The 23,050-nt window shown below is 61.4% G+C and carries 20 protein-coding genes; 9 read left to right on the forward strand and 11 right to left on the reverse strand.

Annotated elements, in window-relative coordinates; genetic code table 11:
* Positions 1–66 precede the first annotated feature (66 nt).
* The 3 genes from GIW02_RS02015 (at position 67) to GIW02_RS02025 (ending at position 1,845) form a co-directional block, all read left to right on the forward strand.
* The gene (locus GIW02_RS02015) at positions 67–342 is read left to right on the forward strand and encodes a polyhydroxyalkanoic acid system family protein (RefSeq protein WP_236419740.1); all 276 of its coding nucleotides are present in this window, start codon (positions 67–69) and stop codon (positions 340–342) included.
* Positions 343–447: 105 nt separating this feature from the next.
* On the forward strand, positions 448–870 hold the full coding sequence (locus GIW02_RS02020) for a phasin family protein (protein ID WP_236419739.1): 423 nt from the start codon (positions 448–450) through the stop codon (positions 868–870).
* A 12-nt stretch (positions 871–882) separates the two neighbouring features.
* Positions 883–1,845 (forward strand): phasin family protein, encoded by a 963-nt coding sequence (locus GIW02_RS02025; protein ID WP_236421764.1) that lies wholly within the window; start codon positions 883–885, stop codon positions 1,843–1,845.
* 175 nt (positions 1,846–2,020) lie between these two features.
* Here the strand turns inward: GIW02_RS02025 and GIW02_RS02030 are convergent, their stop codons facing one another.
* The 10 genes from GIW02_RS02030 to GIW02_RS02075 all read right to left on the reverse strand — a co-directional run bounded on the left by GIW02_RS02030 (position 2,021) and on the right by GIW02_RS02075 (position 14,966).
* Positions 2,021–2,641 carry a TetR/AcrR family transcriptional regulator gene (locus tag GIW02_RS02030; RefSeq protein ID WP_236418306.1) on the reverse strand — a complete coding sequence of 207 codons (621 nt, stop codon included), beginning with the start codon at positions 2,639–2,641 and terminating at the stop codon, positions 2,021–2,023.
* 27 nt (positions 2,642–2,668) lie between these two features.
* Complete coding sequence (phaC, locus tag GIW02_RS02035; RefSeq protein ID WP_236418307.1) at positions 2,669–4,351, reverse strand: class II poly(R)-hydroxyalkanoic acid synthase; 1,683 nt, start codon at positions 4,349–4,351, stop codon at positions 2,669–2,671.
* Positions 4,352–4,439: 88 nt separating this feature from the next.
* Positions 4,440–5,285, reverse strand: a complete 846-nt coding sequence (gene phaZ / locus GIW02_RS02040; protein WP_236418308.1) for a poly(3-hydroxyalkanoate) depolymerase — start codon at positions 5,283–5,285, stop codon at positions 4,440–4,442.
* A gap of 164 nt (positions 5,286–5,449) precedes the next feature.
* Positions 5,450–7,129 carry a class II poly(R)-hydroxyalkanoic acid synthase gene (gene phaC / locus GIW02_RS02045; RefSeq protein WP_101265683.1) on the reverse strand — a complete coding sequence of 560 codons (1,680 nt, stop codon included), beginning with the start codon at positions 7,127–7,129 and terminating at the stop codon, positions 5,450–5,452.
* Positions 7,130–7,378: 249 nt separating this feature from the next.
* The gene (locus GIW02_RS02050; RefSeq protein ID WP_236418309.1) at positions 7,379–7,756 is read right to left on the reverse strand and encodes a gamma-butyrobetaine hydroxylase-like domain-containing protein; all 378 of its coding nucleotides are present in this window, start codon (positions 7,754–7,756) and stop codon (positions 7,379–7,381) included.
* A gap of 149 nt (positions 7,757–7,905) precedes the next feature.
* A complete protein-coding gene (gene hslU, locus GIW02_RS02055) occupies positions 7,906–9,243 on the reverse strand; it encodes an ATP-dependent protease ATPase subunit HslU (protein WP_236418310.1) in 1,338 nt (445 codons plus the stop codon).
* Positions 9,244–9,280: 37 nt separating this feature from the next.
* A complete protein-coding gene (hslV, locus tag GIW02_RS02060; protein WP_010563201.1) occupies positions 9,281–9,811 on the reverse strand; it encodes an ATP-dependent protease subunit HslV in 531 nt (176 codons plus the stop codon).
* 258 nt (positions 9,812–10,069) lie between these two features.
* Complete coding sequence (locus tag GIW02_RS02065; protein ID WP_236418311.1) at positions 10,070–10,771, reverse strand: SPOR domain-containing protein; 702 nt, start codon at positions 10,769–10,771, stop codon at positions 10,070–10,072.
* Between the two features lies 1 nt (position 10,772).
* Positions 10,773–12,509, reverse strand: a complete 1,737-nt coding sequence (gene argS, locus GIW02_RS02070) for an arginine--tRNA ligase (protein ID WP_236418312.1) — start codon at positions 12,507–12,509, stop codon at positions 10,773–10,775.
* Positions 12,510–12,746: 237 nt separating this feature from the next.
* Positions 12,747–14,966 (reverse strand): primosomal protein N', encoded by a 2,220-nt coding sequence (locus GIW02_RS02075; RefSeq protein WP_236419942.1) that lies wholly within the window; start codon positions 14,964–14,966, stop codon positions 12,747–12,749.
* 432 nt (positions 14,967–15,398) lie between these two features.
* Between GIW02_RS02075 and rpmE the strand changes: the two genes are divergently transcribed.
* The 3 genes from rpmE (at position 15,399) to GIW02_RS02090 (ending at position 17,903) form a co-directional block, all read left to right on the forward strand.
* Positions 15,399–15,632 (forward strand): 50S ribosomal protein L31, encoded by a 234-nt coding sequence (gene rpmE, locus GIW02_RS02080; RefSeq protein WP_005784030.1) that lies wholly within the window; start codon positions 15,399–15,401, stop codon positions 15,630–15,632.
* A 14-nt stretch (positions 15,633–15,646) separates the two neighbouring features.
* Positions 15,647–16,453, forward strand: a complete 807-nt coding sequence (locus GIW02_RS02085; RefSeq protein ID WP_236412179.1) for a thermonuclease family protein — start codon at positions 15,647–15,649, stop codon at positions 16,451–16,453.
* Positions 16,454–16,634: 181 nt separating this feature from the next.
* Entirely contained in the window at positions 16,635–17,903 is a 1,269-nt protein-coding gene (locus tag GIW02_RS02090) for a malic enzyme-like NAD(P)-binding protein (protein WP_159953780.1), read from the forward strand.
* Between the two features lie 225 nt (positions 17,904–18,128).
* Here GIW02_RS02090 and GIW02_RS02095 read toward each other — a convergent pair whose 3' ends face one another.
* Positions 18,129–20,588 carry a penicillin-binding protein 1A gene (locus GIW02_RS02095; RefSeq protein WP_456361628.1) on the reverse strand — a complete coding sequence of 820 codons (2,460 nt, stop codon included), beginning with the start codon at positions 20,586–20,588 and terminating at the stop codon, positions 18,129–18,131.
* 220 nt (positions 20,589–20,808) lie between these two features.
* On the opposite strand from GIW02_RS02095, the gene pilM reads away from it, so the two are divergent.
* From pilM to GIW02_RS02110, 3 genes are read left to right on the forward strand one after another with little or no spacing between them, the layout of a single operon-like run.
* Complete coding sequence (gene pilM / locus GIW02_RS02100) at positions 20,809–21,462, forward strand: type IV pilus assembly protein PilM (RefSeq protein WP_236412181.1); 654 nt, start codon at positions 20,809–20,811, stop codon at positions 21,460–21,462.
* Complete coding sequence (locus GIW02_RS02105; RefSeq protein WP_236412182.1) at positions 21,459–22,013, forward strand: PilN domain-containing protein; 555 nt, start codon at positions 21,459–21,461, stop codon at positions 22,011–22,013. Before pilM ends, GIW02_RS02105 begins: the two co-directional genes overlap by 4 nt.
* Complete coding sequence (locus GIW02_RS02110) at positions 22,010–22,981, forward strand: pilus assembly protein PilP (protein ID WP_236412184.1); 972 nt, start codon at positions 22,010–22,012, stop codon at positions 22,979–22,981. The genes GIW02_RS02105 and GIW02_RS02110 overlap by 4 nt, the downstream gene beginning before the upstream one ends.
* The last annotated feature ends 69 nt before the right edge of the window (positions 22,982–23,050 follow it).

Genomic DNA, 23,050 nt, shown 5'->3' on the forward strand with positions numbered 1-23,050 from the left:
AGGCGGTCACCGAGGCTTTTTGCCGCATGGCCGGTGTTTCAGTCGTTATAAAGAGGAGTCATTGCAATGGCCCGTATTACCGTTGAGCGTGCACATTCCCTGGGTAAAGAGGGCGCACGCGCCAAGGCCGAGAAGTTGGCGCACAAACTCCAGGAGCAATATGGCCTGGAACCTTCATGGTCCGGCGATACCTTGAACCTCAAGCGTTCGGGGGTTAAGGGCACGGTAGTCGTCGCGGATGATTCGCTGCGTATTGATGTGGAACTGGGCCTGTTGATGTCGGCCATGAGTGGCACCATCAAGTCTGAAATCGAGAAAGCCCTGGATAAGGCGCTGGCGTGATCCTCATGTTCTTAGGGTGCCGATTCTAATTTTCCAGCCTACTTTGTGCCCAAGCCCTCAACTCCTGTGGGCCGTTCCTCCCCCCTTTTCTGCGTGAGGTGCACCATGGCCAAAGTTATCCTGAAGAAAAAAATCGACGCACAGACTACTGCCCTGAGCGACGTTAAAAGCTATGCCCGCAAGATCTGGCTGGCAGGTCTTGGTGCTTATGCCAAGGTTGGAAGCGAGGGCAGCGACTACTTCAAAGAGCTGGTTAAGACTGGTCAACATGTTGAAAGTAAAGGTAAAAAAGTTGCTATTGAACAACTTGGTGCCGCCAACAGTCAGATTGACCAAGTAAAGAGTAATGTCTCCGCTGTCAAAGGTCTGGTAGAAGTTCAGCTGGATAAAGTTGAAAAAGCTTTTGATACTCGTGTTGCCAGTGCCTTGAATCGAATTGGCATTGCGTCTAAACATGACGTGGAGACACTCTCTGCTAAGCTCGAAGAGCTGACGGCATTGCTCGAACGTGTCGCGCGTAAACACTAAGGAGACATCGGGATGGCTGTTAAAAAGACTACTCAGAAAGAAGGCAGCTCGTGGGTCGGGGAAGTTGAAAAATATTCCCGTAAGATCTGGCTTGCTGGTTTAGGCGTGTACTCGAAGGTTAGCAGTGACGGCGGTAAATACTTCGAGACTTTGGTCAAGGACGGCGAGAAGGCCGAGAAGTTGACCAAGAGCACGGTCGGTAAAAAAGTTGAAGCGGCCAAGGCCACTGCCGGTTCCGCCAAGTCGAGCATTTCTGACACTTGGGGCAAGTTGGAAGAAACCTTCGACAAGCGCCTTAACAGTGCCATTTCGCGACTCGGCGTGCCTAGCAAAGCAGAACTCAAGACGCTGCACAGCAAGGTCGATACTCTGACCAAGCAAATTGAAAAACTCACCGGTGCTAAAGTTGCTCCGGTTAAAACGGCGGCTGCAAAACCGGCTGCCAAGCCTGCGGCTAAAACTGCAGCGGCCAAACCCGCCGCGAAGGCAGCGGCCAAGCCTCTGGTGAAAGCCGCGGCTAAACCTGCTGCCAAGGCGCCAGCCAAAGCGGCTGCCAAGCCAGCTGCGAAAACCGCTGCTGCAAAACCCGCTGCCAAGCCTGCCGCCAAGCCAGTGGCCGCTAAAGCCGCTGCCAAACCGGCTGCAAAACCCGCCGCCAAGGCCGCCGCAAAACCAGCCGCCAAACCAGCGGCTAAAACCGCCGCCGCCAAACCTGCTGCCAAGCCAGCTGCTGCAAAACCTGCAGCCAAACCGGCCGCCGCAAAACCTGCGGCTGCCAAGCCAGCGGCAAAACCTGCTGCAGCGAAAAAGCCCGCAGCAGCCAAGAAGCCAGCTGCACCCAAGCCAGCCGTTGCGGCCAAGCCTGCAACCCCGGCGCCAACCGCTTCGACCGCCAACTCGGCGTCCGCACCGAGCCACGCGGCTACTGCCCCGACTGCAACGCCGGTAACCCCGACGCCCTCCAGTCAGTCCTGATTTTTTCAGGACACAAAAATGCCCGACCTGCAAAGGTCGGGCATTTTTTTTGGCGCACGTTCAAGAACGCCCTCGACTTTAAATGTGGGAGCGGGCTTGCTCGCGAATACGGTGTGTCAGTACCCGATGTGCTGACTGAAACACCGCATTCGCGAGCAAGCCCACTCCTACCGTATTAATCAATTTCATCCAGGTATTTGAGCGCGAACTTCTCGGTCGCCATCCGCGCCGGCACCATCAGGTGCGGCGCCACCAGCATCACGATCTGGTAGACCACCACGCGCACCTCACCTTCACGGTCGAGAATCCGCTGATAATCCAGCGAGAACAGCAGGGTCAGGGTGATCTGCTCCACCAGTTGCCCCAGCGCCTGGGTGTCGCTGACCAATTGCCCGGCTGCCTTGAGGCGCGCCAGCAATGACGCCAGGGTGCGCTTGAGTGCCGTCAGCAGCGTGCGAATACCCTTGGCCAGCTTGGGCAGGCGCCCCGCCAGGTTCGACAGGTCCTGGAACAGAAACCGGTAATGGGCCATGCGTTCGATGATCAGGTGCAGGAACAGCCAATAATCCTCGGTCTTGAGCTGCGCATCCGCCGGTGGGTCAAGCAGCGGCGCCAGTTCACTTTGAAAACGCTCGAACAAGCCGAGAACCAACGGCTCCTTGCCATGAAAGTGGTAGTAGAGGTTGCCAGGGCTGATCCCCATTTCATTGGCCACCTCCATGGTCGACACGTTCGGCTCGCCCTTCTGGTTGAACAGCTGCAGGGCACATTCAAGGATACGGTCGCGGGTCTTCATCCAGTCTTCTTAATGTGATCGTTGAGCTCAGCGCACGCGCACGTAGGTGCCTGGCGCCGCTTCCATCGGTGGGTAATTCTGGTTGCCCAGGGCGGTCAGGGTTTCGCGCTGTACGCCCGAGCGTTGCTGAATCCACTCCAGCCACTGCGGCCACCAGCTGCCTTCGACGTGATTGGCGTCGTAGTACCAGGCACGCGGGTCGCTGCTCAGCTTGGGGTTTTCGACGTAATTGGCCTTGGGGTTGCCCGGCGGGTTGAGGATGCTCTGGATATGCCCGCTGTTGGACAGCACGAAGCGCCGCTCGCCGCCCAGCAACTGCGTGGAGCGGTACACCGCGTCCCACGGCGTGATGTGGTCGTTGATGCCGGCCACGCTGAAGCTGTCGACCGTGACCTTCTGCAGGTCGATGGGCGTGCCGCACACCTCCAGGCCGCCGGGATGGCTCAGCGGGTTGTGCTTGAAGAAGTCCAGCAGGTCACCATGCAGCGCAGCGGGCAGGCGCGTGTTGTCGTTGTTCCAGTAGAGGATGTCGAACGCAGGCGGCTCTTTGCCCAGCAGGTAATTGTTGATCCAATAGTTCCAGATCAGGTCGTTGGGGCGCATCCAGGCGAACACCCGCGCCATGTCACGGCCGTCGAGCACGCCTTGCTGGTAAGAGCGGCGTTTGGCCGCTTCCAGGGCTTGCTCGTCGACGAACAGCGTGGCGGGGCTGTCGATCTGGCTGTCGAGCAGGCTCACCAGGTAACTGGCGCTGGAGATGCGCCGCAACTGGCGCTTGGCTTGCAGGTGGCCTTGCAGGGCCGCGATGGTCAGGCCGCCGGCGCAGGCGCCCATCAGGTTGACCTCGCGGGCGCCGGTGATCGTGCGGCACACGTTGAGCGCTTCCTCCAGCGCTGCCACGTAAGTGGACAGGCCCCACTCCCGATGGCGGACATCCGGGTTGCGCCAACTGACCATAAAGGTCTGCAGGCCGTTCTTGAGGGCGTACTGCACAAAGCTGTTGGCCGGGCTGAGGTCGAAAATGTAGTACTTGTTGATTTGCGGCGGCACGATCAGCAGCGGCTTGGCGTATTGCTTTTCGCTCATCGGCTTGTACTGGATCAGCTCCAGCAGCTCATTGCGAAACACCACCGAGCCCGGGGTGGTGGCCACGGTCTTGCCCACCTCGAACGCCTGCTTGCTGACCTGGCGCGGCAGGCCGTGGTTGTGCAGCAGGTCGTCAAACAGGTTGCTCACGCCGCGCACCACGCTGTTGCCGCCGGAGTTGAGCAGCTCTTTGACCGCCAGCGGGTTGAGCAGGGTGTTGGAGGGCGAGACGGCGTCGTTGATCAGGGCGAAGGCGAAGTGCGCACGGGCGCGGTCGTCGGCGCTCAATGAGCTGTCATCGATCCAGTGGCGGGTCTGCTTCTGCCAGCTCAAGTAGGCTTGCAGGCTGCGCCGATAAAACGGGTTGAGGGCCCAGGTCGGGTCGCTGAAGCGACTGTCGTGAGGGTTGGGCGCATGCACCGTTTCGCCCAGCAGCACGCGACCCAGTTGACCGCCCAGGGCCAGCGCGTGGCGGGCAGTGTGCACCGGGTTGCGCAGGCCGTGGGCGGCCACACTGCGCAGGGTCGAGAGCAGGTCCCGGCCACGCAGGCCGGTGATCGCATTTTGCGCATTGATGAACGCAGCGGGGGTGGGCGCCGGGTTCGTCACGGGTCGTTCTCGCATGAGCCAACACTCCTTCGTCAAGGCAACAACAGGCACGCCAATTCAGAACCATAGCCGGTTCTCGACAAGTTGCCCGGCGGTGCAGTCCTTACACGGCCGGTCGCGGGTGAATCACTGCGCGCAGGCGCTCCTCCTCAAGAAACTTCATGATGATCGGCGCCACGGCTTCGGCCCGAGTGATCAGGAACAAGTGGCCGTCATCGATGATGTGCAACTGTGCGTTGGGAATGCGCCAGGCCAGCATGCGCATGTTGATCAAGGGGATCAGCGGGTCGTCGTCGCCGGCCAGTACCAGGGTCGGTTGGCGGATCTTGTGCAGCCAGTGGATGCTGGTCCAGCCCAGCCCCGCAAACAGCTGCCAGTAATAACCGAGCTTGCCGGCCGAGCGCACTTTGCTGGCGTGCTCGGCCGCCAGTGTCGAATCGCGGCGGAACGAGCCGCCATAAATCATCGGCGCAATACGCACCACATGGGACGGCTGGATATAGCGCCGCGGGCTGGCCATCAGCCACAACACTTTCGGCTTGCCCGGCACCATCACCGCACCCGCCGCCGTGGCCGCCAGGATCAGCTTCTTGCAGCGCTCCGGGTAGTCATAGGCAAACTGCTGCGCCAGCGCGCCCCCCCAGGAAACCCCCACGGCGTTCACTTGGCCGTAGTCCAGGTAATCCAGCATGCGCGCGGTGAGCTTGGCCAGGCCGGGAAAGCGATACGGCCGCCTCGGGGTCGAGGAGCCGCCCACGCCTGGCACGTCGAAGGCGATTACCTCAAGGTCCGGGTCCAGCGCCTGGACGAACGGAAACACCAGCTCAAGGTTGGCGCCGATGCCATTGAAGATCAGCAGCGGCGTCAAGTGAGGCTTGCCCGGGCGCACCGCCGTGCGGATGGTCTGGCCATCCAGGTCGATGGTACGGAAGATGAACGGTTGCGGCATGTTCAAGCCCTGTGAAGTCCTACAGCCGGAGTGAGGTCTAAATGTGGGAGGGGGCTTGCCCCCGATGGCTGATTGTCAGTTGATGCATCTGTAGCTGATCCACCGCTATCGGGAGCAAGCCCCCTCCCACATTTGATCCCATTTCAATCCCAAAGAAGTGGGCTTTAGCGTTCGTGTACATAGGTTCCCGGCGCAGCCTCAGCCGCGGCATAGGTTTTGTTACCCAAACTCGTAGGCGCTTTCTTTAACTTGCCCGCCCGCTCCGCTTGCCACGCCTGCCAATGCAGCCACCACGAATCGGTGTGCTTGGTCGCGTTCTCTTGCCACTCCAGCGGCTTGCCCGCCAGGCTGTCGCTGGTCTGGTAGCGAGCCTTGGGGTTGCCTGGCGGGTTGAGGATGCTCTGGATATGCCCGCTGCTGGACAGCACAAACTCCACCTTGCCGCCAAACAGCTGCGCCGACTTGTAGCAGGACTGCCACGGCGTGATGTGATCGTTGGTGCCGGCCAGTGAGTAGATATCGGCCGTGACCTGCTTGAGGTCGATGGGCGTGCCGCACACTTCCAGGGCGTTGGCGCGCACCAGCGGGTTGTTTTTGAACAGTTCGATCAGGTCGCCGTGGAAGGCGGCCGGCAAGCGCGTGGTGTCGTTGTTCCAGAACAGGATGTCGAACACCGGCGGCTCGTTGCCCAGCAGGTAGTTGTTGACCCAGTAATTCCAGATCAAGTCGTTGGGGCGCATCCAGGCGAATACCTTGGCCATGTCGCGGCCTTCCAGCACACCCGCCTGGTAGGAGTGGCGCTTGGCCGCCTCCAGGGTCTGCTCGTCGACGAACAGCGCCACCTGCGTATCCAGCGTGGTGTCCAGCACGCTCACCAGCAGTGTGAGGGCGTTAACCTTCTTCTCGCCCAGCGCCGCGTAGTGGCCCAGCAGCGCAGTGCAGGTGATGCCGCCGGAGCAGGCGCCGAGCATATTGATGTCTTTGCTGCCGGTAATCGCCGTGACCACATCGACGGCTTCCTTGAGCGCCTCGATGTAGGTCGACAGGCCCCACTCCCGCTGGGCCTTGGTCGGGTTGCGCCAGCTGACGATAAAGGTCTGCTGGCCATTGCGCAGGCAAAAGCGCGCCAGGCTCTTATCCGGGCTCAGGTCGAATACGTAGAATTTGTTGATCTGCGGCGGCACCACCAGCAGTGGGCGCTCGTGCACCTGTTCGGTGATCGGCTTGTACTGGATCAGCTCCAGCACGTCATTGCGAAACACCACGGCACCTTCGGTGGTGCCCAGGCTCTTGCCCACTTCAAACGCGCCCATGTTGACCTGGCTCGGCATGCCGCCGTTGTGCACCATGTCCTTGGCCAAGTGGGACAGGCCGTCGAGCAGGCTCTTGCCGCCGGTTTCAAAGAAGCGTTTGACCGCCGCCGGGTTGGCCGCGCTGTTGGTGGGGGCCATGGCTTCGGTCATCAGGTTGATCACGAAGTGGCCGCGGCTGATGTCCTGCTCGGACAGGTTGCTGTCGCCGATCCAGTCGTGCAGTTCCTTGCGCCACGCCAGGTAGGTTTGCAGGTAGCGTTTATAGAGCGGGTTCTGGCTCCAGGCCGGGTCATGAAAGCGACGGTCGTCGCTCTCGGGCACCAGCTCGGATTTGCCGAACATCACGTTCTTCAATTCGACGCCAAAGTGGGCGACGTGCTTGACGCTGTGCAGCGGTTGCTTGATGGCTTGGGTCAGCACCATCTTCGCCGAGGCGAGTAAGTCCTTTTTACGTAACGCGATGATCGGGTTGAGCCCCAAGGTGTTTTCCGAGGCCTGGCGTTTCAAGTCATCGTTGTTCTTGTTACTCATCTACGACGCTCCATTGTCCGAAAGACGAGTACCGGGTACCGCTGCGCACCAGCTTTGGCTACACAACACACGCCAGGTACTGCGACTCGGGTGACCGTTGATACCACATCGTCAAATGCAGGGAACTTGCCAGTTCCATTGGTTACCCGAGTTTAATTTTTTTCGCAAGCGGGCCAATCGTTGGCCACGCGACAGGGCATTCAAGCAGATGAAATTAGAAAATGCGCTCTAAAGAGCAAGAAGCCTGGGCTAGAGCATCAGCCGCACGACCGACTCGCTCGGGTCGCGGGTTTTGCCGGCAGCCTTGAGCTCAGCCAGATAATCGGCCCACAGCGCGTCCTGACGCACGGCCAATTGGTAGAGGTAGTCCCAGGTGAAAAGTCCGCTGTCATGCCCGTCGTCGAAGGTCAATTTCAGTGCGTACTGACCGGCCGGTTCTATCTTGATCAACTTAACGTTGAGCTTGCCGAATTGCAGGATGGGTTTGCCGTGGCCCTGGACCTCGGCGGAAGGCGAGTGGGTGCGCAGCAGTTCGGCCGGGAGTTGATACACCTCATCGGGCCCGTAGGTGAGGCCGAGGGTGTTGGAGGTTTTGTGCAGGTTTACAGCAGTAGGAAACTTGGCCATATGAGGTGATCCTGAATAAACCGGCTTAAAAATGTGGGAGGGGGCTTGCTCCCGATTGCAGTGTGTCAGTCAGTACATCTGATACTGATACACCGCAATCGGGAGCAAGCCCCCTCCCACAGTAAAGCAAAGCGGCCCTGTGTTAAGGCTTACAGAATGTAGCGCGACAGATCTTCGTTCTGCGCCAATTCGCCCAAGTGGCTGTTGACGTAATCCGCGTCTATCTTGATCGCTTCGCCATTCTGCGAGCCGGCCATGTCGCCGGCGCTGAACGACACTTCCTCAAGCAAGCGCTCAAGCAGCGTATGCAGGCGGCGAGCACCAATGTTCTCGGTCTTTTCGTTGACCTGCCAGGCAATCTCCGCCAAACGCTTGATACCGTCCGGCAGGAACTCGATGCCCAAACCTTCGGTTTTCAGCAGCTCGCGGTACTGCTCGGTCAGCGATGCATGCGGCTCGCTGAGGATGCGCTCGAAATCGCCCGGGGTCAGCGCCTTGAGCTCCACGCGAATCGGCAGGCGGCCTTGCAGCTCCGGCACCAGGTCGCTTGGCTTGCTCAGGTGGAATGCGCCGGAAGCGATAAACAGGATGTGGTCGGTCTTGACCATGCCCAGCTTGGTGTTCACGGTGCAGCCTTCGATCAGCGGCAGCAGGTCGCGCTGTACACCTTCACGGGACACATCGACGCCGCCGGAATTGCCGCGCTTGGCCACTTTGTCGATCTCGTCGATAAACACGATGCCGTGCTGCTCGACCGCTTCCAGGGCCTTGGCCTTGAGTTCTTCCTCGTTCACCAGGCGCCCGGCTTCTTCGTCGCGCACCAGTTTCAGTGCTTCCTTGACCTTGAGCTTGCGGCTTTTCTTCTTGCCCTTGCCCATGTTGGCGAACAGGTTCTGCAGCTGGCTGGTCATTTCTTCCATGCCAGGCGGCGCGGAAATGTCGACGCCCGAAACTTCAGCGACTTCGATCTCGATTTCCTTGTCATCCAGCTGGCCTTCACGCAGACGTTTGCGGAACAGCTGGCGGGTGTTGGAATCGGAGGTCGGTGCCGCGTCTTCGTTGAAACCCATGCGCGCCGGTGGCAGCAGGGCGTCGAGGATGCGTTCTTCGGCGGCGTCTTCGGCGCGGTGGCTGACCTTGGTCATTTCCTGTTCGCGCAAAAGCTTCAAGGCGGCGTCGGCCAGATCACGGATGATCGACTCGACGTCACGGCCCACATAGCCCACTTCGGTGAACTTGGTGGCTTCGACCTTGATGAACGGCGCATTGGCCAGCTTGGCCAGGCGCCGGGCGATTTCGGTTTTACCGACGCCGGTCGGGCCGATCATCAGGATGTTCTTGGGCGTTACTTCAACGCGCAGTTCTTCGGGCAATTGCATCCGGCGCCAGCGGTTACGCAGCGCGATGGCAACGGCGCGCTTGGCATCGTCCTGGCCGATGATATGGCGATTAAGTTCATGGACGATTTCGCGGGGAGTCATGGACATAGTGTTTGGCGGCCTCAAGCGCAAATAAGCCTACGGCTTACTCGGCGAGGTCCTGCTCCTCAATGGTGAAGTTGTGGTTGGTGAACACGCAGATATCACCGGCGATGCCCAAGGCAGTCTCGACGATTTCGCGGGCCGACAGGTCGGTTTTCTTCAACAGTGCGCTGGCGGCCGCTTGGGCGTAGCCACCGCCGGAACCCATGGCGATCAGGCCATGTTCAGGCTCAACCACATCGCCGTTACCGGTGATGATCAAGGAGGCGTCTTTGTTGGCTACGGCCAACATGGCTTCCAGGCGGCTGAGGGAGCGGTCGGTACGCCATTCTTTGGCGAGTTCGACGGCGGCGCGCACGAGGTGGCCCTGGTGTTTTTCCAGCTGGCCTTCGAAACGCTCGAAGAGGGTGAAGGCGTCAGCGGTAGCGCCGGCGAAACCGGCAAGCACCTGGCCGTGGTACAGGCGACGCACTTTCTTGGCGTTGCCTTTCATCACGGTATTGCCCAGGGAAACCTGGCCGTCGCCGCCCATGACGACTTTGCCGTGGCGACGTACTGAAACGATGGTGGTCAAGGGGAGAGTCTCCACGCAGCGGGGCGAAAATGCCCTGATGGAAACTGATATGGGGGTGGTGGGAATGATTTCAACCGTAGGAGGGGTGTACGGACGAGTGGTGCTTATGTGTTTTACACATTTTCATGAACACCCCAAAACCAAATGTGGGAGGGGGCTTGCTCCCGATAGCGGTGTGTCAGTCGCCGAAAATATTGACTGATCTACCGCCATCGGGGGCAAGCCCCCTCCCACATTTTGACCAGCGTAAGGCTGGGATCAGCGGCTTTGGCGTTGTTGTAACAACAGGTTGCTAAAGCCTGCGCCCGCCAGTTGCTTCTGCGCCACGGTCAGCTGTTCGCGGTTGCTGAACGGGCCTACCAGCACGCGGTACCAGGTGGCGTCCTTCACCGTGCCGGATTCCACCGTCACCGTCTGGCCGAGCAGAATAATCTGTGCCCGCACACGATCTGCATCCGCCTGTTTCGGGAACGAGCCCGCTTGCAGGAAGAACTTGGTCACCGGCGCTGCCTTGGTTTCGGCGACCGGTGGCGGCGGTGGTGGGGTGATCCCGGCCAGGGCAGCCTGGGCGCGCGCTGTGTCGATCTTCGCCGCTTCCGCCGGGGTGACCGGGGTGGTCGGCACTTGCGGCGTCGGCAGGGTTTTCTCCGGCACGGCATCCGGCGGCACGATCACTTCCGATTCCGGCAGCAGGGTGTAGAAATCGTACTTAGGCTTCACCGGTGCAGTCGGGCTCGGCGCGGTCTTGTTGGCTTCGGCCATTTTCGTGGCTTTCTGCTGCTCCTGTTTGACGCGTTTGACGTCGTCACCCTGGCCGGGGTCGAGCTTCATCAGAAACACAATGAACGCGCCGACCGTGAGGCCGATCGCCATCCACAACCAGCCCGGAATCGGCTTCTTGGCCGGGGCCTGGTAGCGGCTGGCGCCGCGCTTGGGTGCAGGTTTTTTCTTGGCAGCCAACTTACATACGCTCCAGAGTTTCCAGGCCCAACAGCTCCAGGCCTTGCTTGAGGGTCCGTCCAGCCAGTGCGGCGAGGCGCAGGCGACTCTGCTTCTGGGCTTCGTCGTCGGCGGAAAGGATCGGGCAGTTCTCGTAGAAGCTGGAGAACAGACCGGCGACTTCGTACAAGTAGGTGCACAGGATATGCGGGGTGCCTTTCTCGCCGACGCTGTTCAGCACTTCGCCGAACTGCGCGAGTTTGGCTGCCAGTTCCTGTTCATGCGGGGCATCGAGCACGATCTGGCCTTCAACTTCGCTGAAGTCCTTGCCCAACTTGCGGAAAACGCCCGCCACACGGGTGTAGGCGTACAGCAGGTAGGGCGCGGTGTTGCCTTCGAAGTTGAGCATCAGCTCGAAGTTGAAGCTGTAGTCGCTGGTGCGGTGCTTGGACAGGTCGGCGTACTTCACCGCGCCAATCCCCACCACGCGGGCGATGTTGCGCAGGTCGGCCTCGGCCAGCTCCGGGTTCTTTTCCTTCACCAGGCTGTAGGCGCGGTCCTGGGCTTCGGTCAGCAGGTCGATCAGCTTCACGGTGCCGCCGTCGCGGGTCTTGAACGGGCGGCCATCGGCGCCGTTCATGGTGCCGAAGCCCATGTGCTCCATGTGCATCGGGTGGGTGATGAAGCCCGCGCGGCGCGCCACTTCGAACACTTGCTGGAAGTGCAGGGCCTGGCGCTGGTCGACGAAATACAGCGCGCGGTCAGCTTTCAGCACGCCGCTGCGGTAGCGCACAGCCGCCAGGTCAGTGGTGGCGTACAGATAGCCGCCATCGGCCTTGACGATGATCACCGGCAGCGGCTCGCCGTCGGCGGTCTTGAACTCTTCGAGGAACACGCACTGGGCGCCGTTGCTCTCGACCAACATGCCCGCTGCCTTCAAGTCATTGACCACGTTGATCAGGTCGTCGTTATAGGCGCTTTCGCCCATCACATCGGCCATGGTCAGCTTGACGTTGAGCAGTTCGTAGATCTTCTGGCAGTGGGACAGCGAAATGTCTTTGAACTTGGTCCACAGTGCCAGGCATTCGGCATCACCGGCTTGCAACTTGACGACCAGGCCACGGGCGCGGTCGGCGAACTCTTGCGACTCGTCAAAACGTTTCTTGGCGGCGCGGTAGAAGTTTTCCAGGTCCGACAGCTCGTCGCTGGTGATCGGGTTTTCCTGCAGGTAGGCCATCAGCATGCCGAACTGCGTGCCCCAGTCGCCAACGTGGTTCTGGCGGACGACCTCATCACCGAGGAACTCCAATACCCGCGCCACGCCGTCGCCGATGATGGTCGAACGCAAGTGGCCAACGTGCATTTCTTTGGCCAGGTTAGGCGCTGACAAGTCGACCACGGTGCGTTGGGCCGGACCGGCCTTGCGCACGCCCACGCGGGCATCGGCCAGGGCCGCGTCGAGACGGCCGGCCAACGCCTGGGTGTTCTGGAAGAAGTTGATGAACCCGGGGCCGGCGATCTCGGCCTTGGTCACACTGTCGTCGGCAGGCAGCGCGGCGATGATTTTTTCCGCCAGGTCGCGGGGCTTCATGCCCGCAGGCTTGGACAGCATCATCGCGATATTGCTGGCGAAGTCACCGTGGGTCTTGTCGCGGGTGTTTTCCACCTGGATCGCCGGCGACAGGCCTTCAGGCAACACACCTTCGTTGACGAGTTGGGTGAGGGCTTGTTGGATCAGCTGGCGAATGGTGTCTTTCATGGTGTTCTCTTTCGACCGCAAGCGGCGGCGCGCGATGCGCAGGTGGAAAAACTGGGCATTATCCGTGGCGAGGGCTGGCTTGCCAACCTTCGAAGGACCTTCACGGACGATTAACCTGTGGCAAGGGAGCTTGCTGTGGCGAGGGAGCCTTCTCCCCCTCTGCAGCCCCGCTCGCGCCCACCTTTTGGGGGTGGTTCCCACTTCCTCGGGGGCAAGCTCCCCCCCCCCAACTAGTATTCAATACAAATCTACCGGGTCTACATCCAGCGACCATCGCACCTGCCGGCCACTTGGCATTTGCTCCAGCGCAAGCAACCAGCTACTTAATAGCCGATGCAGCGGCGCGCGGGAGGTTGCCTGCAAGAGTAGCTGAGCACGATAACGCCCGGCGCGGCGCTCCATGGGGGCGGGCACCGGGCCGAGCAACTCGATGCCGCTCAGACCCAGCTCGCCCAGCAAACCTTCGGCGACGCTGCACGCCTCATCCAGAAAACCTTCGGCCTGGCCCGGCTTGTGGGCTTCGGCGCGCAACAGTGCCAGGTGCGCAAACGGCGGCAGGCCGGCGGCGCGGCGTTCACTCAGGGCTTGTTCGGCAAAGGCGAAGTAGCCTTGTTCGGTCAGTTGGATCAGCAGTGGGTGGTCGGCCAGGTGGGTCTGGATGATCACCTTGCCCGGCTCTTCGGCACGCCCCGCGCGACCGGCAACCTGCACGATCAGCTGCGCCATGCGCTCGCTGGCGCGGAAGTCGCCGGAGAACAGGCCGCCGTCGGCGTCGAGAATCGACACCAGCGTCACCCGTGGAAAGTGGTGCCCCTTGGCAAGCATCTGTGTGCCCACCAGGATGCACGGCTGGCCCTTCTGGATGGTCGCGAACAGCTGGTTCATCGCGTCCTTGCGCGAGGTGCTGTCGCGGTCGACGCGCAGCACCGGGTAATCCGGAAACAGAATGCCCAGGCGTTCTTCGGCGCGCTCGGTGCCCGCGCCGACAGGGCGCAGGTCGACTTTGCCGCACTGCGGGCAGTTTCGCGGCACGCGTTCCACATGGCCACAATGGTGGCAGCGCAGTTCGCCGTAGCGCTGGTGCACGGTCATGCGCGCGTCACAGCGTTCGCATTCGGACATCCAGCCGCAGTCATGGCACAACAAAGTCGGCGCAAACCCGCGACGGTTGAGAAACACCAGCACTTGCTGGCCAGCGGCGAGTGTCTGGCCGATGGCTTGTTGCATCGGCCCGGAAATGCCGCTGTCCAGCGGGCGGCTTTTGACGTCCAGGCGCAGGAAGCGCGGTTGTTTGGCGCCACCGGCGCGCTCGTTCAGGCGTAGGAGCCCGTAACGGCCGGTGTAGGCGTTGTGCAGGCTTTCCAGGGACGGCGTGGCCGAGCCCAGCACAATCGGAATGTCTTCCTGGCGCGCCCGCACCAGCGCCAGGTCGCGGGCGTGGTAACGCAGGCCTTCCTGCTGTTTATAGGAGCCGTCGTGCTCCTCGTCGATGATGATCAGCCCGGGGTTTTTCATCGGCGTAAACAGCGCCGAACGGGTGCCGATAATAATGTCGGCCTCGCCGTCCCGCGCGGCCAGCCAGGCTTCCAGGCGCTCACGGTCGTTGACCGCCGAGTGCACCAGCGCGATGCGCGCGTTGAAGCGCTGTTCGAAGCGCGCCAGGGTCTGCGGGCCCAGGTTGATCTCGGGGATCAGCACCAGTGCCTGCTTGCCAGCCTGCAGGGTTTCGCGGATCAACTGTAAATACACTTCGGTCTTGCCGCTGCCGGTGACGCCGGCCAGCAGGAACGCGTGGAAACTGTCGAAACCGGCACGAATGGCCTCATAGGCCGCGCGCTGCTCGGGGTTCAGCGGCAATTCCGGCTGGGCCAGCCAGTGTTCGTGGCGTGCGTCGGGCGCATGCTTGCGGATTTCAACCTGTACCAGGCCCTTGGCCAGCAGCAGGTCGAGGCTGTCTTTGCTCAGTATCAGCTTGCTTAACAGCTGATGGGCCACGCCGTGGGGATGCTGGGCCAGGGTTGCCAGGGCTTCACGCTGGCGCGGGGCTCGGGCGATGCGCGGGTCGTCGAAGCGCGCCTCGGGCACCATCGACCAGAAGCGCTCCTGGCGCGCTTCGGCCAATTCGCCCTGGCGCAGCAATACCGGCAGCGCCCAGCTCAGGGTGTCGCCCAGGCTGTGCTGATAATACTGGGCGGTCCACAGGCACAGCTTGAACAGCGCGGGCGGCAGCGGCGCCGTGGCATCGAGGATGGCCACCGCGGGTTTGAGCTTTTCTGCCGGGACTTCACTGTGGTCGGCGACCTCTATGAGGATGCCGATCATTTCCCGCCGACCAAACGGTACCCGTACGCGCATGCCTGGCTGCAACTGCGCCCGCAGCACGCCGGCCGGGGCCCGGTAATCGAACAGGCGGCGCAGGGGCGAGGGCAGGGCTAGGCGCAAAATGGCGTCGGGCACGCGAGGAGTCTCATCTATATAGGCAGGCGGTGGCGCAGGGGCGGGAGCCTAGCAGACCGGCGGCATTGGTATCTACACAACTGCCTATAACCCGCAATCGCAAGCAACGCGCTTATGTGGCGACCGGGCTAGTGTGGCGAGCGGGCTTGCCCGCGTTGGGTTGCGAAGCGGCCCCAGTAAGAGCACCGGTTTTTTTCAGACAAGCTGCGGTGGCAGGTTTTGGGGCTGCTTCGCAACCCAACGCGGGCAAGCCCGCTCGCCACATAGGTGGATAATGTCGCGGATATTTTCTGATGAAAGGGGCTTTTATAGGCGCAAACCATAGGAGTCGCCGCTTGCGCGATTAAAAAGGTCTGGTAGAATCCGCGGCCTAATTACGTGCGGTATTCGACAATAGTGTCGAGTGGCGGCACGCTAGCCCGAGGAAGTGCCATGAAAGCCGATATCCATCCAGCGTACGAAACCATCGAAGTAACCTGCAGCTGCGGCAACAAGTTCGAAACACGTTCGAACCTGTGCAAGCCACTGGGTACTGACGTATGCAACGAGTGCCACCCGTTCTACACCGGTAAGCAGAAAACTCTGGACACCGGCGGCCGTGTACAGCGCTTTGCTGATCGCTTTGGTGCTTTCGGCAAGAAGCCTGCTGCTACTCCAGCAGAGTAAGGCTCAAAAGCCTTATGGGCTTTTGCCAGCTGTTAAAAAAGGCGTCCCTTGCGGGCGCCTTTTTTGTGCCTGGGATTTGGCTGCCCGCCGCCCAAGCTGCGGTGTTCTGCCCGGCGCCGGCCTCGCTGGCGCAGGTTGAGGTGCAGCGGGTGGTGGATGGCGACACGCTGCGCCTCAAGGACGGGCGCAGCGTGCGCATGATCGGCCTTAATGCGCCGGAAACCGGCAAAAAAGGCCGCAGTGACGAGCCGTATGCCGTGGCGGCTCGCCAGCGCCTTGAGGCATTGGTGGCGGCCAGTGGCGGTCGCGTCGGCCTGGTGCCCGGGCGCGAGGGCAAGGACCGCTACGGCCGCACGCTGGCCCACCTTTATGGCGCCAACGGTGAGAACCTGGAGGCGCAACTGCTGGCCGAGGGCCTGGGGTTCCAGGTGGGCGTCGCGCCGAATATCGACCTTGTCGCCTGCCAGCAGGCCGCCGAAAAGAGTGCGCGTACGGCGCAGGTGGGCCTGTGGCGGCAGTCGCCGGTGCTGGGCGTGGCGCAACTCAAGCAATCGGGCTTTGCGCTGGTCAGTGGCCGGGTGAGCAAGATCGAACGCAATCGAGGCACAATCTGGATCGAATTGCAGGGCTCACTGGTATTACGCGTTGCCCCCGAACTGGCCAGCCGCTTCGATGTGGCCCAGCTCAATGGTCTGCAAGGCAAGACCATCGAGGCGCGTGGCTGGGTGCTGGATCGATCCCGGCGCGGCAACCTGAAAAGCGGCCAGGCGCGTTGGCTGCTCCCGCTGACCGACCCCGGCATGCTCAAATCGATGTATTAAGAAAAAATTGTAGACATTTTTTAAGGCGATTGTGAACAGTCTAGCCCTTGTGCGCCGTGGCTTTAGACTAAAGTACGTCGCTGCGGGGCCTTGACACCTGTGACTGACCAGTCTTGTAGGGGCTTTGCGACACGCGTATCCTCGGCGGTCCGTCGACCAACAGTAAAAGCGGAATGCCGATATGTCTGATTTGAAAACTGCCGCTCTCGAATATCATGCCCATCCTCGTCCAGGAAAGCTGAGTGTAGAGCTCACCAAAGCCACTGCCACTGCCCGCGACCTGTCGCTGGCCTACAGCCCTGGCGTGGCCGAGCCCGTACGTGAAATCGCCCGCGACCCTGAACTGGCGTACAAGTACACCGGCAAAGGCAACCTGGTTGCAGTGATTTCCGATGGCACCGCGATTTTGGGCCTGGGTAACCTCGGCCCATTGGCCTCCAAGCCAGTCATGGAAGGTAAAGGCGTGCTGTTCAAGCGCTTTGCCGGCATCGACGTTTTCGACATCGAAGTTGATTCCGAGAGCCCGCAGGCTTTCATCGACACCGTAAAGCGCATTTCCATCACCTTCGGTGGCATCAACCTGGAAGACATCAAGGCACCTGAGTGCTTCGAGATCGAAAAGGCCCTGATCGAGCAGTGCGACATCCCGGTATTCCACGATGACCAGCACGGCACCGCGATCGTTACCGCCGCCGGCATGATCAACGCCCTGGAAATCGCTGGCAAAACCCTGGCTGATGCGCAGATCGTCTGCCTCGGCGCCGGTGCTGCGGCCATCTCCTGCATGAAGTTGCTGGTGAGCATGGGCGCCAAGCTGGAAAACATCTTCATGGTCGACAGCAAGGGCGTTGTTCAGTCCGAGCGTACCGATCTGAACCAGTACAAGGCGATGTTTGCCCACGCGACCGACAAGCGCACCCTGGCTGACGCCCTCGACGGTGCCGACGTGTTCGTTGGCCTGTCCGGCCCGAACCTGCTGAGCGCCGAAGGCCTCAAGTCCATGGCGGCCAACCCGATCGTGTTCGCCTGCTCCAACCCGGACCCAGAAATCTCCCCGGAACTGGCACACGCCACCCGTAGCGACGTGATCATGGCCACCGGCCGTTCGGACTACCCGAACCAGGTCAACAACGTGCTGGGCTTCCCGTTCATCTTCCGTGGTGCCCTGGACGTGCGTGCCAAGCGCATCAACGAAGAGATGAAAGTAGCTGCCGCCAACGCCCTGCGCGAACTGGCCAAGCTGCCGGTGCCTCAGGACGTGTGCGACGCCTACGGTGGTGCTCCACTGGCCTTCGGTCGTGAGTACATCATTCCGAAACCAATGGATAAGCGCCTGATCACCCTGATCTCCGATGCCGTGGCCAAAGCTGCCATCGAGACCGGTGTGGCCACCCTGCCGTATCCTAAGCACTACCCGCTGCAAAGCGTGGATGATGTGTTCAACGGCTAAGCCGTTGTAGCGCACCAACAAAAAGCCCCGGCTCTCGCGAGTCGGGGCTTTTTCGTGGCGGGTGATTGTCGTCAGCCTGATAGACATCCAAATGTGGGAGGGGCGGTGCGACGATTCGACTTGCCTCCGATAGCAGTGTGTCAGTCACCCAATAAGTTGGCTGATCCACTGCTATCGGGGGCAAGCCCCCTCCCACATTTAGACCTCATTGGCTTGAGGGCTTGCTCAGAACAAATCGATCGGCGCGCCTTCATCCGCCGGCAGCGGGCTGCCCGGTGCAACGCCATTGCCCAGCTCATTGACCGACGGTGGCGTGTCTTCGCTCTTGAACAGTTCGAAGTACGCATTCGGCGTGCTTGGCGATGCCGCACGGCCACTGACCGGGTCGATGCGCAGGCTGAGAATGCCTTCCGGCTCCGGCTGAGTGTGCAGCGGCTTGTCTTTCAAGGCCGCACCCATGTAGCTCATCCAGATCGGCAGCGCGACGGTGCCACCAAATTCGCGGCGGCCCAGGCTTTCAGGCTGGTCGTAGCCGGTCCACACGGTGGTCACGTAGTCGGCGTTGTAGCCAGAGAACCACGCATCCTTGGATTCGTTGGTGGTACCGGTCTTGCCCGCGATATCGGCGCGGCCCAAGGCCAGCGCGCGGCGGCCGGTGCCTTTCTTGATCACGTCCTCGAGGATGCTGTTGAGGATATAGGTGGTACGGCCATCCACGATGCGCTCGGCCACGGCGGGCGTCTGCGGTTCGGTAGTGGCGGCGTTGGCAGCGGGCGCAGCGCCAGGCGTTGGCTCGATGGTGATACCGCCGTTGCTCGGTGCCGCCAGGCCATCAGTTGCCGCCACGCCGTTGACCACATCACCCGGCACGCGCGGCGGGTTGGCAGTGAACAGGGTGTCGCCATTGCGGCTTTCGATCTTGTCGATCAGGTAAGGCGCGATCTTGTAGCCGCCGTTGGCAAAGGTGCTCCAGCCGGTGGCGATCTCCATCGGTGTGAGGGTCGCGGTGCCCAACGCCAGGGACAGGTTCGGCGGCAGGTCGGACTTGGCGAAACCAAAGCGCGTCATGTAATCGATGGTCTTGCCTACGCCCATCGCCTGCAGCAAGCGGATCGACACCAGGTTGCGCGACTTGTACAGCGCCTCACGGATACGGATCGGGCCGAGGAAGGTGTTGGTGTCGTTCTTGGGGCGCCAGACTTTGTCCAGGTACTCGTCGACAAACACGATCGGTGCATCGTTGACCAGGCTGGCGGCGGTGTAGCCGTTATCCAGCGCAGCGCTATAGATGAACGGCTTGAAGCTCGAGCCCGGCTGGCGCTTGGCCTGGGTGGCGCGGTTGTAGTTACTCTGCTCGAAGGCGAAGCCGCCCACCAGGGCGCGGATGGCGCCGTTCTGTGGGTCCAGCGACACCAGGGCGCCCTGGGCCAGCGGCACCTGGCTGAACTTGAGGCTGTCATCCGGCTGGCGCTGCACGCGGATCAAATCACCCACTTGCGCGACGTCCGACGGCTGCTTGGGCATCGCGCCCATGCTGTTGGTGTTCAGGAACGGGCGCGCCCACTTCATGCTGTCCCACGCCACATGCGCCTCGCCGGTGCGGGTCAGCACCTGCACGCCATCTTTTTTCACCTGGGTGACGATGGCCGGCTCAAGGCCGCTGATCGCGCGTTGCTTGCCCAGTTCGGCGGTCCAGGCGCTCAGGGTCTTGCCCGGCAGGCGCGATTCAGGGCCACGGTAGCCGTGGCGCTGGTCGTAGGTGATCAGGCCGGAATGCACCGACGTATTGGCGATTTCCTGCAAGTTGCTCGGAACCGTCGTGGTCACGCGGAAACCTTCGGTGTAGGCCTCGCTGCCGTACCGGCCAACCATCTCGGCCCGCGCCATTTCGGCGATGTAGGGCGCGTTCACTTCCGGCGTCGGCACGTGGTAGCTGGCGTTCAGCGGCTCGGCTACCGCGCTTTCGTAGGCGGCCTGGTCGATCTTGCCCAGCTTGTACATGCGCCCCAGGATCCAGTCGCGCCGCTCTTTGCTGCGCGCCGGGTTGGCCAGGGGGTTGAAGCGCGACGGGGCCTTGGGCAGGCCAGCAATCATGGCCATCTGCGCCAGGCTGGCATCACGAATCGACTTGCCGTAGTACACCTGCGACGCCGCTTCGATCCCGTAGGCACGGTTGCCCAGGTAGATCTTGTTGACGTACAGCTCAAGGATCTCGTCCTTGGTCAGCTGGCGTTCGATCTGCAGCGCCAGGAGGATCTCAGTGGCCTTGCGCGAAAAACTGCGCTCGCTGGTGAGGAAGAAGTTCTTCGCCACCTGCATGGTGATGGTGCTGCCACCGGATTGAATGTGTCCGCTTTTTACCAATTGCGTGGCCGCACGCACCAGGCTGCTGGGGTCGACGCCATAGTGGTTGGCAAAATTATCGTCTTCTGCCGAGAGCAGTGCGCTGATGAAATTGGGCGGAATATCGGCAAAACGGATCGGTGTGCGGCGCATTTCGCCGAACTCCGCGATCAGCTTTTCATCGCTGCTGTAGACCCGCAAAGGAATCTGCAACTGGATGCTTCTCAGGGCCTCTACGGAGGGCAAACCCGGACTAAGGTAGAGGTAGGCCCCGCTGAGCACGAGCATCAACCCGCAGACGATCGCGACAATGGAGTACCCGAAAAACTTCAGCAGACGAATCAAGGCTTTTGGATTTCCACAGAAAAGAAAGAGTTACGCGTCGGGGCATGCATGGCAAACGATGGATCAACCCGGGCGATAGATAAAAAGCGGGGAAAAACGCTGGGCATTAAAGCATTTTCGGCTAGGGGCGTCATTCGCACCGCTCAAACAAGTCGACCGACTGCACTGCGCCCAGCGCCAATCAGGCGGTATGACAGGCAAAGTTTTAGGGAGTTTTATGAGAAAGGGATTTTTCAGGCGAAAAAGCGACATCCTCTTGGGCGTCGACATCAATGACACGGCCGTCCGCTTGATCGAGGTCGGCCGTTCAACCTCGGGTTACACCATTCAAGGCTATGCGACGCAGGCACTGCCTGGCCACGCGGTGGTCGATGGCACCTTGCTTGATCTCGAAGGGATCGCTCGCGCCTTGCAGGCTGCATTGTCGCGGCTGCGCAGTTCGGCCAGGGGAGCAGCGGTGGCCGTGGCCGGGCCCACGGTCATTACACGGTTGATCGACATGGAGGCCGGGCTCAGCGATGACGAGATGACCTGGATGATCCAGATGGAGGCCGACCAATACATTCCTTATCCGCTGGACGAGGTGGCCCTCGACTTTCACGTCCAGGGCCCAGTGCAGCAGGATCCGGCGCGCGTGCAGGTGTTGCTGGCGGCTTGCCTCAGGGCGCAGGTGGAAGCACGCGAGGCGGTTTTAAGCCTGGCGGGGCTGGTGCCCAGGGTGGTAGACGTTGAAGCATTTGCATTGGCGCGCGCTTGCGGTCAGGATTTCGCCAGCTTCACGCCGGGCCATCGAGTCGATGGTGCACAATGGGCCGTGGATGCCCAAGAGATGGGAATTGCTTGCGGGTTGGCCCTGAGGAGTTTCGCTTGAAGACACGAATCAATCTTTTGCCTTGGCGCCAGGCGCTGGCGGAGCGGCGACGCAAGTACTTCCTGGCGTTCTTGCTGGCCTTCGCCTGCATGGCGCTCGCGGCCGTGTGGCTGGCGGACCAGGTGATCGACCAGGCGATTGACCGGCAAGTGACGCGCAATGACCATCTGGGCAAAGAAGCCGGCGTGCTGGATGCGCGCATCAAGACCATCGACGACCTGCAAGCGCAAAGCCATCAGTTGGCGCAACGCATGAAAGTTGTGCAGGACCTGCATGATTCCCGTTCGTCCGGCACCCAACTGCTCGATCAGTTGGCGCGTGCGGTGCCCGATGGCGTGCACCTGCATGAAGTGGTTGCGAAGGGTGACACGCTGAGCATCAGCGGCAGTGCTGAGTCCGGCCAGGACATCGCCCAATTGATGCGTCGCCTGGAGGCCTCCCAAGGGGCGCGCTCGACTCGGTTACAGCATGTGCGGGTCGAAAGCGCTGGCGGCAACAGTGAATTCCAGCTGATGGTGCGTCAGGGGGAGCCCACCGAGGCTACCCCATGAGCCTGCCCAGGCTCGATATTTACGCGCTCACTCACAACGCTGCGAAATGGCCCTTGCCTGGCAAGGCCCTGCTCGGCTGCGCGCTGGCCGCAGTGGTGCTGGCAGTGGGTGATCTCGCGTATTTGAGCCCGGCGCGGGAGCGGTTGCAGCAGGCTGAGGCGCAGGAAGTCGCGCTGCAACAGCAGATTGCGCAGAAGTCTGTCTTGTCCGCCGGTCTTGAGGCGCATACGCAGCAGTTCGAGCGTCTGCAGGCAGAGGTTGACGCGTGGGTGCAGCAATTTCCCGATCGGTCGCACATGCCTGGCTTGCTGGAGGATATCGGGCGGTCGGCGCTGGCCAACGGCTTGCTGATCGAAAGCGTCACCCCATTGGACGAACAGCTTCGGCCGTTCTATAGCGAGCAGCCCGTGCAGATCGGCGTGACAGGCGCCTACCACGACCTGGCGACGTTCTTGGGCGCCCTGGGTGACCTTTCGCAATTCGCCACGGTGCACGACCTTACCCTGCGGCGCGATGGCAGCTCGTTGCGTCTTGAGGTGCTGGCCAGGACCTATTGGCACGCGCAGCAAGATGGCGCGCTGGTTCAGGCGGTGGTGCAAAGGCCATCGTTTGTCTATGACGGCGCGGGTTTGCGTGATCCGTTCCTGCAGCTCGCCGTGCAGGTCGATCACTCGCCCGGGCGACCGGCACCCGCGCCCGACCTCACTCGGCCTCGGGGTGTGCTGGAAAGCCTCGCGGTGGATCAATTCAAAATGGTCGGGACCCTGTCTCGCGGGGTGCAAACCTTTGCGCTGCTGCGCTCTGCATCCACGGTGTATCGCCTGGCTGTCGGCGATTACCTGGGGCCGGACCACGGTCGGGTGACGGCTATCCATGATGGCCATATCGAATTGGTGGAGCTGTTCCCCGATGAGCGGGGCGCATGGCTGGAGCGCTCGCGAACCCTGGTGTTAAACGTCAACTCATAACGGAAGCAAAAAATGAAAAGGACTTTTTCGTCCTTCGGTGTGGCGCTATGGATAGCGTTCACAGCACCG

Origin of the sequence: Pseudomonas syringae, from assembly GCF_021606685.1 — a bacterium.
GTDB lineage: Bacteria > Pseudomonadota > Gammaproteobacteria > Pseudomonadales > Pseudomonadaceae > Aquipseudomonas > Aquipseudomonas syringae_R.